At 74.7% G+C, this 13686-nt stretch carries 10 protein-coding genes; 3 read left to right on the forward strand and 7 right to left on the reverse strand.

Features of this window, described 5'->3' with window-relative positions; all coding sequences use genetic code 11:
* Positions 1-162: 162 nt before the first annotated feature.
* Positions 163-468, forward strand: a complete 306-nt coding sequence (locus ACFV6D_RS06480) for an antibiotic biosynthesis monooxygenase family protein (protein ID WP_380336856.1) — start codon at positions 163-165, stop codon at positions 466-468.
* Between the two features lie 174 nt (positions 469-642).
* On the forward strand, positions 643-912 hold the full coding sequence (rpsT, locus tag ACFV6D_RS06485; RefSeq protein WP_063347533.1) for a 30S ribosomal protein S20: 270 nt from the start codon (positions 643-645) through the stop codon (positions 910-912).
* A 421-nt stretch (positions 913-1333) separates the two neighbouring features.
* Here the strand turns inward: rpsT and holA are convergent, their stop codons facing one another.
* Complete coding sequence (holA, locus tag ACFV6D_RS06490; RefSeq protein WP_063347534.1) at positions 1334-2332, reverse strand: DNA polymerase III subunit delta; 999 nt, start codon at positions 2330-2332, stop codon at positions 1334-1336.
* Positions 2333-2490: 158 nt separating this feature from the next.
* Here holA and ACFV6D_RS06495 point away from each other — a divergent pair, with 158 nt between their 5' ends.
* The gene (locus ACFV6D_RS06495) at positions 2491-2784 is read left to right on the forward strand and encodes a hypothetical protein (RefSeq protein WP_244293349.1); all 294 of its coding nucleotides are present in this window, start codon (positions 2491-2493) and stop codon (positions 2782-2784) included.
* 149 nt (positions 2785-2933) lie between these two features.
* Here the strand turns inward: ACFV6D_RS06495 and ACFV6D_RS06500 are convergent, their stop codons facing one another.
* From ACFV6D_RS06500 to ACFV6D_RS06525, 6 genes are all read right to left on the reverse strand, one after another.
* Positions 2934-5558: a ComEC/Rec2 family competence protein gene (locus ACFV6D_RS06500; RefSeq protein WP_380558727.1), complete on the reverse strand. Its 2625-nt coding sequence runs from the start codon at positions 5556-5558 to the stop codon at positions 2934-2936.
* 109 nt (positions 5559-5667) lie between these two features.
* Positions 5668-6708, reverse strand: a complete 1041-nt coding sequence (locus ACFV6D_RS06505) for a ComEA family DNA-binding protein (RefSeq protein ID WP_380558730.1) — start codon at positions 6706-6708, stop codon at positions 5668-5670.
* Between the two features lie 152 nt (positions 6709-6860).
* Positions 6861-7706 (reverse strand): DegV family protein, encoded by an 846-nt coding sequence (locus tag ACFV6D_RS06510; RefSeq protein ID WP_063347537.1) that lies wholly within the window; start codon positions 7704-7706, stop codon positions 6861-6863.
* Between the two features lie 197 nt (positions 7707-7903).
* Positions 7904-8689 (reverse strand): hypothetical protein, encoded by a 786-nt coding sequence (locus ACFV6D_RS06515; RefSeq protein WP_380558733.1) that lies wholly within the window; start codon positions 8687-8689, stop codon positions 7904-7906.
* Between the two features lie 334 nt (positions 8690-9023).
* Positions 9024-11906: a leucine--tRNA ligase gene (gene leuS, locus ACFV6D_RS06520; RefSeq protein WP_380558736.1), complete on the reverse strand. Its 2883-nt coding sequence runs from the start codon at positions 11904-11906 to the stop codon at positions 9024-9026.
* 337 nt (positions 11907-12243) lie between these two features.
* Complete coding sequence (locus ACFV6D_RS06525; protein WP_380558739.1) at positions 12244-13551, reverse strand: hypothetical protein; 1308 nt, start codon at positions 13549-13551, stop codon at positions 12244-12246.
* Between the last annotated feature and the right edge of the window lie 135 nt (positions 13552-13686).

A 13686-nucleotide genomic window follows, 5' to 3' on the forward strand; every position in this document is an offset into this window, starting at 1 on the left:
GGCCGGGGGTGTCCTGGTCATCGCTGACCGGTTTTCCCGGGGACCGGACAGTCTCGTCCGATCGAAATAGTTCCTCCCATCTTCCCACGACCACGGCGCGGACCGCCGTTCGGTCCGCCCGGACCTTCTCCGGGCCCGCGCCAGGCGGCAGGATGACACCCCGTGATCCTCGAAAGCGCCCTGCTCGACGTCCTGCCCGGACAGGAGGACGAGTTCCTCGCCGCCTTCGCCGAGGCCCGGCCCCTGATCGCCGTCCAACAGGGCTTCCGCTCCCTGCACCTGCGGCGCTGCCTCGACGAAGGACGCGGCTCGCGATTCCTCCTCCAGGTGGAATGGGAGACGCTCGCGGACCACACCGAGGGCTTCCGCCGCTCAGCCGAGTACCGGCAGTGGCGGGAGCTGCTGCACCGCTTCTACCGGCCGTTCCCGGAGGTCGAGCACTACGGGGAGCCGGTGCTCAGTGCGTAGCCGACCCACTACTGCGCAGGCGACCCGCCGTGGGGCCGGGCTCCCGGTTTGGGGCGGGTGGCGGGCCCCTGGTAGCGTGGGCTGCTGCACCTGGCCCCGGCATGCCCTCTCAGCTGCCCGGCGGCCGCGCGGTGCAGCCCGTTCAATCCTTTTAGACAAGACTGAGGCTCCTTCGTGGCGAACATCAAGTCCCAGATCAAGCGCAACAAGACCAACGAGAAGGCGCGCCTGCGCAACAAGGCCGTCAAGTCCTCGCTGAAGACCGCCCTGCGCAAGGCCCGCGAGGCCGCTGCCGCCGGCGAGACCGAGAAGGCCACCGTGCTGGCCCGCGCCGCCTCCAAGGCGCTGGACAAGGCCGTGAGCAAGGGCGTCATCCACGCCAACCAGGCCGCCAACAAGAAGTCGGCCATCACCAAGCGCGTCAACACGGCCGCCCAGGCCTGACGCCCCGGGGGCCTCGGCCCCCACCGCCTCGGGACGGACCCGGCCCTCTACCCGGACCCCTGAGGCGCGTGAGACTCGCACCGCACGCGGCCTGCGTTCGCCACGCGGGTGCGGTGTACGAAGCAGTACGACAGGCGCCGCAGTCGGCCTCTCTCCAGAGGCCCACTGCGGCGCCTGTCGCGTTCCGCGGCCCGACCGCTGTCGTCGGTCACGCGTGTCTGGGGTTCCGGGGCTCGGGGGCTCGGGGGTTCCGGGGCTCCGGGGCTCCGGCGGCGCTGCGGGCCGGCGCCTGGGGGACCGTCCGCTCGATGGGCACGTAGGCGGTGGCACGTAGGCGGTGGCAGGTGGGTCGGCAAGTAGCCGGGTAGCCGGGTAGCCGGGTCCGGCTCGTCCCGGGTTCGGTCCGGTGGCCGCGCCGCCGTCAGTACGCCGGGCGGGACCCGGCCCGGGCCGCCCGGGCGACGGCCACCACCGCGCGCTCCAGCGCGAAGGCCGGATCGTCCGAGCCGCCCTTGACGGCGGCGTCGGCCTGGGCGATCGCGGTCAGCGCGGTGGCCACCCCGTCGCCCGTCCAACCGCGCATCTGCTGGCGCACCCGATCGACCTTCCACGGCGGCATGCCCAACTCGCGGGCCAGGTCCGCCGGACGCATGTTCCGCCCGGTGGTCGCCAGCCGCCCGATGCTGCGCACGCCGGAGGCCAGTGCGTAGGTGATGCCGGTCGGCGGCTGGCCCACCGCCAGCGCCCAGCGCAGCCGCTCCAGTGCCTCCGCGGCCCGGCCGGTGACCGCCAGGTCGGCCACCTCGAAGCCCGTCGCCTCGGCCCGGCCGCTGTAGTAGCGGGCCACCACCGTCTCGTCGATCGCGCCCTCGACGTCCGAGGTCAGCTGGCTGCACGCGGCCGCCAGCTCGCGCAGGTCGCTGCCGAGCGAGTCCAGCAGGGCCTGGCAGGCCTCCGGTGTGGCCGAGCGGCCCAGCGTACGGAACTCGCCCCGGACGAAGGCCAGCCGCTCGTTCGCCTTGGTCAGCTTCGCGCACGCCACCTCGCGACCGCCCGCCTTGCGCCCGGCGTCCAGCAGGCCCTTGCCCTTGGCCCCGCCCGCGTGCGCCAGCACCATGATCACTTCTTCGGCCGGCGCCTCGATGTACGCCTTGACCTCCTTCACCGAGTCGGCGGAGAGGTCCTGCGCGGCCCGCACCACGATCACCTTGCGCTCGGCGAACAGCGACGGCGTGGTCAGCTCGGCCAGGCTGCCCGGCTGCAGGCTGCCGGGCGGCAGATCCCGCACGTCGGTGTCCGGGTCCGCCGCCTTCGCCGCCGCCACCACCTGGGCAACCGCGCGGTCCAGCAGCAGCTCCTCCTGGCCGACCGCGAGGGTCAGCGGGGCGAGCAGGTCGTCGGGTGCACTCTTCCTGGCCATCGCCTACCAGCATCCCACGGGGCGCGGACACTCCCGCCCGGGGCGACCCCGGCCCCCGGCCCCGCCCGGTCCCGCCTCTCCAGCCCGACCTGCCCGACCCGGCCCGCCCGACCCGACCTGCCCGACCGCGCCGATCACCCGACCTGGAGAATGGTCCGGTGACCGAGAACCACACCACCGACCTGCCGGACGTCAACGACCCGCACGCCCGGCAACTGCTCGTCCTGCCCGACCGCGACGCCGCCGAGGACGCCTCCGAGGAGCTCAGCGCCGCCCACCCCGACCTCGGCGAGCTCGACCTCGTCCGGGACGCCCTGGCCGGCGAGGACGACGCCGAGGACGCCCAGTGGCTGGTCGTCGTCGAGCCCCCGGAGGAGGGCTGGACCCCGGCCCTGCTGCGCGCCCTCGACGCCCTCGCCGTCGAGCACGAGGGCTGGCGCGAGGAAGGCTGACCCGGCCGGCCCTTCCACCAGCTCGCGTTCGACGGTCGAGCGCGCCGCAATCGTTCTCCGGGCCCCGCCCCGCCCCCCGCCCCTCCCTCCTCCCCACCCCAACCCCTTTCCCTTCCCCACCTGATGGTTGGGAGGAGAGGAGGGCGGGGTCAGCCGGGCGGGGCTCGCGGGGTGTGCGAGCCCCGCCCGGTACGGGAGTCGGGCGCTCCGTCCGCAGCGTGCGAGCGGGGCTTGCGCGCCTCGTGCGCCGCCTGCGGGTGCACGGACACCCCGAGGACGGCCGGCGATCCGCCCGTCACCGCGATGTCGCCCACCCGATCGGTGCGCAGCACGCTCGCACCCAGCGCGCGCAGCCGGTCCACCGTCCGCACGGACGGATGCCCGTACGCGTTTCCCTCGCCGCACGAGATCAATGCCAGCCGGGGACGCAACGCACCGGTCAAAGCCCAGTCCTGATGCGCCGATCCATGGTGCGCCACCTTCAGGACGTCCACCCGCCCCAACCGGCCCAGCAGCGCCGACTGGGCAGGCGGTTCGAGGTCCCCGAGCAACGCCATCCGCAGTCCGCCCGCCACCGACACCAGCAGCGCGACGCTCGCGTTGTTCGCCCCCGGGGCCTCGACAGCCGCCCCGGCGTCGGGCCAGACCACCTCCCAGGACAACCCCGGGCCCGCCGAGCGCCGTTCACCGCGCCCCGCGCGCAGCAGCGGGACTCCGGCACCGACCGCCCAGCCCGCCACCCGGGCCGCCTCACCCGGTGGATCGTCCAGGGTCGTGCCCTCGATCGCTCCGACCCGGCGGCCCCGGACCACCCCCGGCACACCCTCGACGTGATCGGCGTGGAAGTGCGTCACCACCAACAGCGGCACTTCCGTGACACCCAGATCCCGCAGGCACCTGTCGGCGGCGTTCGGATCCGGCCCCGCATCGACCACCACCGCGCTGTCCGGTGCACCGGCCGCGAGCACCAGCATGTCCCCTTGGCCCACGTCGCACATCACCATCCGCCACCCCGGCGGCGGCCAGCCGGTCGCGATCCGGGTGAGCTGCGGTGGCCGCAGCAGCACGGCCAGCAGGACCACGAGCAGCACCCCCGTCACCAGCGCCCGCACCCACCGCCGCCGGGCACGGACGGGCTTGCCGGACGGCGCTCGCCGTGGCAGCAGGAGCGGCATCACCCAGCAGGCCGCCAGGGTGGCCAGCGCGACCGTCGCCGTCCCGAACCACCCGCCCGGCCAGGAGAGTTGGCCGCCCGGAAGTTCGGCGCCGCGCCGCGCCACCAGGGCGAGCCAGCCGACCGGCACTCCGGCCGGCTCCGCGAGCAGGCGGGCCAGGTCCGGGAGGAGCGGCTGCAGCACGAGCACGCCGAAGCCGAGCAGGGTCGCCGGAGCCACCGCCAGTTCGGCCAGCAGGTTGCACGGGATCCCGACCAGGCTGACGTGCCCGGACAGCACCACCGTCACCGGCGCGCACAGGGCCTGGGCGGCGGCCGTCGCCGCCAGGGCACCCGCCAGGTGGTGCGGCCAGCGCCGGGACCGCAGCGCCTCGGCCCAGTGCGGCCCGAGGACGAGCAGCCCGGCCGTGGCGAGCACCGAGAGCAGGAATCCGAAGGAACGCGCCAGGAACGGGTCGAGCAGGACGAGCACCAGGACCGCCCCGGCGAGCGCGGGCACCGCCTGCCGGGGCCGGCCGGTGGCCAGCGCGAGCATGCCGATCAGCCCCGTCCCGGCCGCGCGCAGCACGCTGGGCTCCGGCCGGCAGACGGCGACGAAGGCCAGCGTCAGCGCCGTCCCGAGCAGCGCGCTGGTGTGCAGCGAGAGCCCCAGCAGCGCGGCCAGCCCGCGCCGTTCCGGGGTGCCGGCCTGCCCCGGGGCGCCCAGCAGCGCGCCGAGGACGATCGCCAGGTTGGCCCCGCTCACCGCCACCAGGTGCACCAGGTCGGTGGCCCGGAAGGCGTCCTCGAGGTCGTCGGGCAGTCGCGAGGTGTCCCCCACGACCAAACCCGGGAGCAGTCCGCGCGCGTCCGGCGGGAGCCCGTCGCTGGCCGTGCGCAGACCGGCACGCAGCCGCCCGGCGATCCGCTGCGGCAGGTTCGGCGGCGCGAGGCGGCGGGGCGGGCCGTGGACGACCAGCAGCGCCGCGCACTCGGTGTCGTAGCCGTCTCCCGCGGGCCGCACCTCGGCCTCCACCACCAGCCGCTCCGACGGGAGCAGCCCCTGCCAGGGCCCGGATTCCGCGCCCCGGACCATGACGGTCACCGGGGTTCGCGTCCGGGTACTGCGCCCGTCCGGCAGGAGCGTGACCCGGTCGGCCACCGCGTCGACGGTGAGGAGGGTCTGCCCGCCGGTGGTCCCGCCCCGGGCCGCGTGGGACTTCGGGTCCCCCGCGACGGTCAGCTCCGCCTCCACCACCCGAGCGGGCTCGCCCGGGGATCGCGGCGGGGCGTGCTCGGCCGCTCGGACGAGCTCCGGCAGCGGACCCCGGTGCAGATCGGCGGTGTGCAGCGGGGTGGCCACCGCGGCGGCGGCTCCGGTGAGCAGGACGGCGGCCAAGGTCACCGCCGCTGCGCGTCGGCGTGGGAGCGCGGGCCTGACGAGCAGCAGGACGGCCGCCAGCGCGGCGGCACCCGCCAGGCCGAAGGCGAGGACGTCGTACCCCGGCTCCAGGCCGAGGAGCGCGGCCGTCACCACCCAGGCCGAGACGGCGGGAAGCAGCAGCCGGAAGTCGGCACCGGTGGAGCGGTTCGGCAGGTTCGGTTCGGTGGTGGCGGGCACGGCGGTACCTCCCTTCGGCTGGTGGCGGCGACGGACGAACGACGACGAGCAACGACGGCCGACGACGGACGGGCGGGAGAACAGGCGGGCAAGGGGACGGACGGGGAGGTCAGAGGGTCAGCAGCGGTCGGAGTTCCGCGAACGTGCGCGCCCCGATGCCGCTGACCTGCCGAAGCTGGTCGAGCGTGCGGAACGAGCCGTGCGACGTGCGGTAGGCGAGGATGCGCTGGGCGAGGGTCGGGCCGACGCCGGGGAGGGTGTCCAGCTGTTCGAGGCCGGCGCGGTTGAGGCTGACGGGCGGTCTGGGCGTGCCGGCCGCCGGCGGTCCGTTGCCGGCCCCGGCGCCCGGGGCGGAGGCCTGAGCCGGCTCGCCGACCAGGATCTGTTCACCGTCCGTCAGGACCCGGGCCAGGTTGAGGCTTCGGGTGTCCGTCTCCGGCAGCGGACCGCCCGCCGCCCGTAGGGCGTCGGCCACCCGCGAGCCGCCGGGCAGGGTGTGCAGGCCGGCGAGGTGAACCCGCCCGCTGATGTCGACCACGACGACCGCCCCGCCCCCGGGGCCGACGGGATCGGCCGCCGAGACCGCGGCCGGGCCCAGGCCCAAGGCCGGAGTCGACACGGACGCGGATGCCGCCCCCTCTGCCCCCTCCGCCCCCGGTGAGACCGGTGAGACCGGGGCGGACGCCAACGCCGGCACGGCCACCGCCTGCGGTCTGGCCAGCCAGAAGTGCTGCACGGCGTAGCCGACCGCGAACAGCAGCAGGACGGCCAACCCGGCCACCGCCCGCCGGTCGAGTGCCATCGCCGAGCCGAATCGAAGGCCCGACCCGGCCCCCGGCCCCGGCGGATCCGCGTCACCGCCCGCCCTGACCGGCTCCAACGGCACAGGCGGCACAGGCGGCGCAGGCCCCGCCGACGGAGGCCGCTCCCCCGCCCCGGCCGGAACCGCGCCCGAAGGCGGCCCGGTCGACGCGAGCGCGCCCATCGCGGCACCGGAGCCCACCGGCCCGCCCGCCCCGGCACCGGCACCGGCCTCTGCTCCCGCCCCATCGCCCGCGACGCCGCCGGTCGGCAGCAGCGCCGCCATCCGCAGCCGGACGGTCTCGTTGATCTCGTGGCGCTTCGCCGCGCCCAGGCCCATGGTCGTCATGCCGAGGACGGTAGGAGTCCTCGGCAGAGTGCGCAGAAATTACCGAACCCCTGTGGATAACTCAGGGGTTGTGGACAAAACAGATCACTCACACGAGTGATCAGCGCCACGAAGAGTTGACCAGAGCCCGCGACACGGCACGCCCGGCCCGCTCAGCGCGGCGCGACGACCACCGCGAGCAGCCCCGGCCCGACGTGCGCGCCGATCACCGCCCCCACCTCGCCCACGTACAGCTCCCGCAGCCCCGGCACCCGGGCCCGCAGCCGCTCCGCGAGCGGCTCGGCCCGTTCCTCGGCCGCCAGGTGGTGCACGGTGATGTCGACCTCCCCGCCCCCCGAGCGCTCGACCGCGATCTCCTCCAAGCGCGCGATCGCCCGCGACGCGGTGCGCACCTTCTCCAGCGGTTCGATCCGCCCCCCGTCCAGGTGCAGCAGCGGCTTGACCGCAAGCGCCGACCCGAGCAGCGCCCGCGCCGCCCCGATCCGGCCACCCCTGCGCAGGTGTTCCAGGGTGTCGACGTAGAAGAACCCGCTGGTCACGGCCGCCCGCCGGGTGGCGGCCTCGGCCGCCTCCGCCAGGTCCCGCCCGGCCGCGATCGCCTCGGCCGCCGCCAGCACCGCGTATCCGAGGGCCATGCCGACCAGTCGGCTGTCCACCACCCGCACGGGTACCGGCGCCTCGGCGGCCGCCAGCCGGGCGGCCTCCACCGTGCCGGACAGCTCGCCGGAGATGTGCACCGAGACGATGCCCTTCGCCCCGGCCTCGGCGGCGGCCCGATAGGCGGCGGCGAAGGCCTCGGGGTTCGGTCGGGAGGTCGTCACCCGCTGCTTGTCGCGCAGCGCCTCGGCGACGTCCTTGGGGGAGATCTCGACGCCTTCGCACAGGACCGCGTCACCGACCGCGACGCTCAGCGGGACCACCGTGATCCCGTACCGGTCGAGGGTCTCCTGCGGCAGGTAGGCCGTGGAGTCGGTGACAAGTGCGAGGTCAGAGGGCATGAGGCGGAGATTACTCCCCGTTCGTCCGGGAGGACAGCGCCCGGGTGCGAGCCCCGAAAGGCCCCGAGGGCGCCGCCGGAGCAAACACGCAGCACCCGCCGAAGCACGGCCGCAGCACCCGGCGCGGGGTGCTCAGCTCAGCTCAGCTCGGCTCGGCTCAGCTCAGCTCAGCTCAGCTCAGCTCAGCTCAGCTCAGCTCAGCCTGCCGTGGGCCCCGCCGACGGCTTCCGCAGCCGCTGGGCCAGCTTGGCCAGCGGGTCGGCGAGCCCGAGGAGCTCCTCGGCGCTCGGACGGCCCTTCCCGTCCGTCAGCCCGGCCCGCGCAGCACCCCCGGAGGCCGCCCCCGAGCCAGAACCCGAGCCCGCCCCCGAACCCGAGGACGCGGAGGAAGCAGCGGAGCCGGAGGCGGACGCGGACGACGACTCCCCCGAGGTGTCCCAGTGCCGCAGCGCCCCCGCCTCGCTCTCGCACTCCTGGCTGAGCCGGCTCAGCTCGTCGTCCGCGAACCGGTGCATCCGGTCCTGCGCGGCCCAGCGCATGGTCTCCGCGGAGTGGGTGATCCGTTCGGCGCGCTCGCGCAGCTCCGGCAGCTTGGCCGCGATCCGCGCGGTGTCCGGCTCCCGCTCCAGCATCCGCAGTTCGCCGTCGAGTTCGGCGGCGTGTGCGTCGAGCCTGCCGAGCAGGGCGAGGGACTCGCCGAGCTGGCCGTCCTGGGGGAGGCCGCTCTCCAGCACCTGCCGGGTGCCGTCGAGCGAGGTGCGCAGGCCGAGCCGGACGGCGGCGATCTGGCCGGGCGGTCCGACCTTGGTGAAGGTCTTCGCCTTGAGGGTGGCGTTCTCCACGGCGCGCCGGGCGTTGGCCTCGTGCCGCCCGATCTTCGTGGCGACGGCCTTCGCCGCCTTGACCGTGCCGACCACGGCCAGGACGAACGCCGCGATCCCGAAGAGCAGGACCAGGCCGATCATCACGCCGAACGCGTCCATCGCGAGCCACCTTCCGCCACCGTTTCGGCCCCCACCGGACCCAACGCGGGCCGTACTGCCGAGGGTTCCACGGTAGCCGCCGGATCGGGCCCGGGGCGGACGGAACGGGCCCGGGCGGCGGAGATCAGGGACAGATCGGGGATCTCCCCGAGGGTTCGGGGGTCCTCCCAGGGCCCCGGGCACGAGCGAGGGCGGGCGTCCCGAAGGACACCCGCCCCAGCAGCCTCAGCCGGCCGACTACCAGCCGACCGACATCAGCCACGCGACCTCAACCGCAGCCGGCCGACCTGAGCCTCAGCCTCAACTGACCGACCTCGACCTCAGCCTCTCAGCCTCAGCCAGTAACGATGTTCACCAGCTTCGGCGCCCGCGCGATCACCTTGCGCACCGGCGCCTCGCCGATCGCCGCGACTACGGCCGGGTCGGCCAGCGCCAGCGCCTCCAGCTCGGCGTCCGAGATCGTCGGCGCGACCTCCAGCCGGGCCTTCACCTTGCCCTTGAGCTGCACCACGCAGGTCACCGTCTCGTCCACCACGTACGCCGGGTCGGCGACCGGGTAGTCGGTGTGCGCCAGCGACTCGTCGTGGCCCAGCCGGCGCCACAGCTCCTCGGCGATGTGCGGGGCCAGCGGCGCGACGATCAGGACCAGCTGCTCGGCCACGGCGCGCGGCGTGGAGCCGCGCTTGACCAGGTAGTTGTTCAGCTCGATCGCCTTGGCGACGGCCGTGTTGAACCGCAGCCCGGCCATGTCGCCGCGGATGCCGTCGATCGCCTTGTGCAGGGCGCGCAGCGTCGCCTCGTCCGGCTCCTCCTCGGTGACGACCAGGTCGCCGGTGGCCTCCGAGACGACGTTGCGCCACAGCCGCTGCAGGAAGCGGTACGAGCCGACGACGGCGCGGGTGTCCCAGGGGCGGGAGACGTCCAGCGGGCCCATGGACATCTCGTACAGGCGCAGCGTGTCGGCGCCGTACTCGTCGGCGATCTCGTCGGGGGCGACGGCGTTCTTCAGGGACTTGCCCATCTTGCCGGCCTCGCGCTTGACGGCCTCGCCCTGCCAGAAGTACTGGCCGTCGCGCTCCTCGACCTCGGCGGCGGGCACCGGGAAGCCGCGCTCGTCGCGGTAGACGTCGGCGGTGATCATGCCCTGGTTGAACAGCTTGTGGAACGGCTCGACGGACGAGACGTGGCCCAGGTCGTGCAGCACCTTGTGCCAGAAGCGCGCGTACAGCAGGTGCAGCACGGCGTGCTCGGCACCGCCGACGTACAGGTCGGCGCCGCCGGCCGGCTTGGTGGTCGTGGGGCCGAGCCAGTACTTCTCGTTGGCCGGGTCGACGACCGCCGAGGAGTTCGACGGGTCGACGTAGCGCAGCTCGTACCAGCACGAACCCGCCCAGTTGGGCATGGTGTTGGTCTCGCGCCGGTAGGTGCGGACGCCGTCGCCCAGGTCCAGTTCGACGTTGACCCAGGCCTCGTTGCGCGACAGCGGGGTCTTGGGCGAGGAGGTGGCGTCGTACGGGTCGTAGGTGTGCGGCGAGTAGTCCTCGACCTCGGGGACCTCGACCGGCAGCATCGACTCGGGCAGCGCGTGCATGACGCCGTCCTCGTCGTAGACGATCGGGAAGGGCTCGCCCCAGTACCGCTGGCGGCTGAACAGCCAGTCCCGCAGGCGGTAGTTGACGGTGCCCTCGCCGATGCCGCGCTCGGCCAGCCAGGCGGTGACGGCGGCCTTGGCGTCGACGACGCCCAGCCCGTCCAGCGTCAGCCCGTCCCGGGAGGAGTTGACGATGACGGAGTCGTAGGTGTCGAAGGCGTCGTCCCAGGCGGCCGGGTCCTCGCCGCGCCCGTCGGTGGGCTGGACGACGCAGCGCATCGGCAGCGCGAAGGCGCGGGCGAAGGCGAAGTCGCGGTGGTCGTGGGCGGGGACGGCCATGATGGCGCCGGTGCCGTAGCCCATCAGCACGTAGTCGGCGATGAACACCGGGACGGACGCGCCGCTGACCGGGTTCACGGCGTAGGCGCCGGTGAAGACGCCGGTCTTGACCTTGGCCTCGACCTGCCGCTCGACGTCCGACTTGGCGGCGGCGGTGGCGCGGTAGGCGGCGACGGCCTCGGCGGGGGTGGCGGCGCCGCCGGTCCACTCGGCGGGCACGTCCGCGGGCCAGGCGGCCGGGACGATCGAGTCGACCAGGCCGTGCTCGGGGGCCAGCACCATGTAGGTGGCGCCGAACAGGGTGTCGGGCCGGGTGGTGAAGACGGTGATCTTCTCACCGGAGTCGACGGCGAAGTCGACCCGGGCGCCCTCGGAGCGCCCGATCCAGTTGCGCTGCTGGAGCTTGATGGCCTCGGGCCAGTCCAGCAGGTCCAGGTCGGAGATCAGGCGGTCGGAGTACGCGGTGATGCGCATCATCCACTGGCGCAGGTTGGACTTGAACACCGGGAAGTTGCCGCGCTCGGAGCGGCCGTCCGCGGTGACCTCCTCGTTGGCCAGGACGGTGCCCAGGCCGGGGCACCAGTTGACCGGCACCTCCTTGGAGTACGCCAGCCGGTACTCGCCCAGCAGTTCGTCGCGCTCGGCGGCGGACAGGTCGGCCCACGGGCGCCCGTCCGGGGTCGGCTTCGCGCCGGACTCGAACCGGGCGATCAGCTCGGCGATCGGCCGGGCCCGGCCGGCCTGCTCGTCGTACCAGGAGTTGAAGATCTGCAGGAAGATCCACTGGGTCCAGCGGTAGTACTCCGGGTCGATCGTGGAGATCGAGCGGCGCGGGTCGTGGCCCAGGCCCAGCCGGCGCAGCTGCTGGCGCATGTTGGCGATGTTGGCCTCGGTGGAGACCCGCGGGTGGGTGCCGGTCTGCACCGCGTACTGCTCGGCGGGCAGGCCGAACGCGTCGTAGCCCAGCGTGTGCAGCACGTTGTGGCCGGTCATCCGCTGGTAGCGGGCGTAGACGTCGGTGGCGATGTAGCCCAGCGGGTGGCCGACGTGCAGGCCCGCACCCGAGGGGTACGGGAACATGTCCATGATGAAGCTGTGCGGCTTCGCGGCGACGTCTCCGGCCGCCGGGTCGGCCAGCGCACCGGCGGGGTTGGGGGCGTTGAAGGTGCCCTCCTTCTCCCAGAGGTCCTGCCAGCGGGACTCGATCTCCGCCGCCAGCGCGGCGCTGTACCGGAACGGCTCGGTCGCGGTCTCGGCCGTGCCGGACGCAGGGGTCGTCTCGCTCATGGTCCTTCAAGCTCCATCGATGTCAGTTGGCGAACCGCGGACACGGCCGGCCCGTGAACGGGGGCGGAAAACAAAAAATCCCCTCGCAGGAGGGGACGCCACGCCGACTCCGGCACCGCCCGAGGGCGTAACCGGTCCTGGTCAGCGCGGCCGGCTAAGGAGCAGGCGCACGGTTCGCATGGGCTCAGGGTACCGCAAGCAGATCAGCGCGCTCCCGGGTATCCACCGGGGCCCGACGGCCCCGGGCCCGCCCCCGCACGGACCTCACCGCCGACCCGGGAAGCCCCCCACCACACGCAACCCCGCCCCGCCGGCGCCGCCCCGCCACACACAGACCTCACCGCCCCGCCGACGCCGACGCCGCCCGCGTCGCCGCGTCGAAGTCGCGCAGCGCCCGCGCCAGCCGCTCGGACTGCATGCCCGCCGCGAGCGCCCGGGCGAGCGACGCGGTGCGGGCGGCCTCCCGCTGGTCGCCGAGGCGCCGGTGGGTCTCGGCGAGGCGGACCATCAGCAGCGCCTTGGACCGCCCGCGGCCGGCCCCCAGCCCGGCGACGGCCTCGGCGAGCAGCGCCTTGGCCATCCGGTGCTGGCCGAGTGCCAGCCGGCCCTCCCCCACCATCCCGGCGAGTTCGGCGCGGGCCGCCTCCGTGCCGGGCACGCCGTCGAGTTCGGCGAAGGCCCGGGCGGCGGCGGCCTCGGCCTGCTCGGCCTCGCCCCGGCGGCCGTGCGCGCGGGCGATCCGGCCGAGTTGCCGGGCCCGGCCGACGGGGCTCAGTGCGGAGCCGTGCCGGGCCAGGGCGGTGTTGAGCGCGGCGACGGCGTCCAGGCCGCGCCCTCCGGTGCCCTGGGTGGCGAGCACCACCAGGCCGCCGAGCACGGCGACGCCGAGCCGGACGTCGCCGCTGACGTGGGCGGCCCGCAGGGCGGCGACGAAGGCGCGCTGGGCGGCCGCGTCGTGGCCGAGGTCGTACGCGGCCCAGCCGGCCAGCCGGGCGAGCCGGCTGGCCGTGCCGTACAGCTCGCGGCCGACCCGTTCGTCGTAGGCGCCGAGTTCCAGCAGCTTGGCCAGCATGGCGAGTTCGGCCCGGGTGGGGCCGAGGACGAGTCCGCCGCCGCAGGAGCGTTCGAGCCGCTGCTTGCTGCGGTAGGACAGGCCGAGGTCGCCGACGAGGCCGGGGTCGATGCGCAGCGCCCCTTCGCCGCCCCCGACGGGCGGGGGCGGGGAGGCGAGCCGTTCGGCGGCCTGGTCGAGGTCGGCGCCGCGGAAGAGGTCGGTGAGGCGGACGGGCCCGGCGTCGGTGGCGGCCTCGCGCAGCGCGGTCTGGGCGGTGTCGGCGGTCCACGGGTCGGTGAGCAGCCGGGGCGAGAGGATCTTGGCGCCGCGGTGGCCGCCCATCCGGCCCCAGAGCTGTTCGTAGGTGACGGCGATGCCGAGGGTGCGGCTGAGCACTTCGCAGACGGTCTGGTCGTGCGGGCTGCGCGGCACCATGCCGCGGTCGCGCCACTTGTAGGGGGCGGTGGAGCTGATGGCCAGGCCTGGCGGCAGGGCGAGGCTCACCTCGCGGGCGAGCCGTTCCGGACTCCAGCCGAGCTGGTGCAGTATCCGGGCCAGTTCCTCGTTCCGCCTTCGCTCCAGATCGGCCATGGAACGACGGTAGCGGTCTTTCCGGCCCTTCCGCCGGTGGCATGCGCAGAACGCCGAAGGGGGGGCGCGCCCCGGGGGGGGGGGGGCCGCGCGCGGGGGGGGGGGGGGGGGGGATTAAACCCCCGCCACGGAGAG

Source organism: Kitasatospora sp. NPDC059812 (genome assembly GCF_042732075.1).
Classification (GTDB): Bacteria; Actinomycetota; Actinomycetes; order Streptomycetales; family Streptomycetaceae; genus Kitasatospora.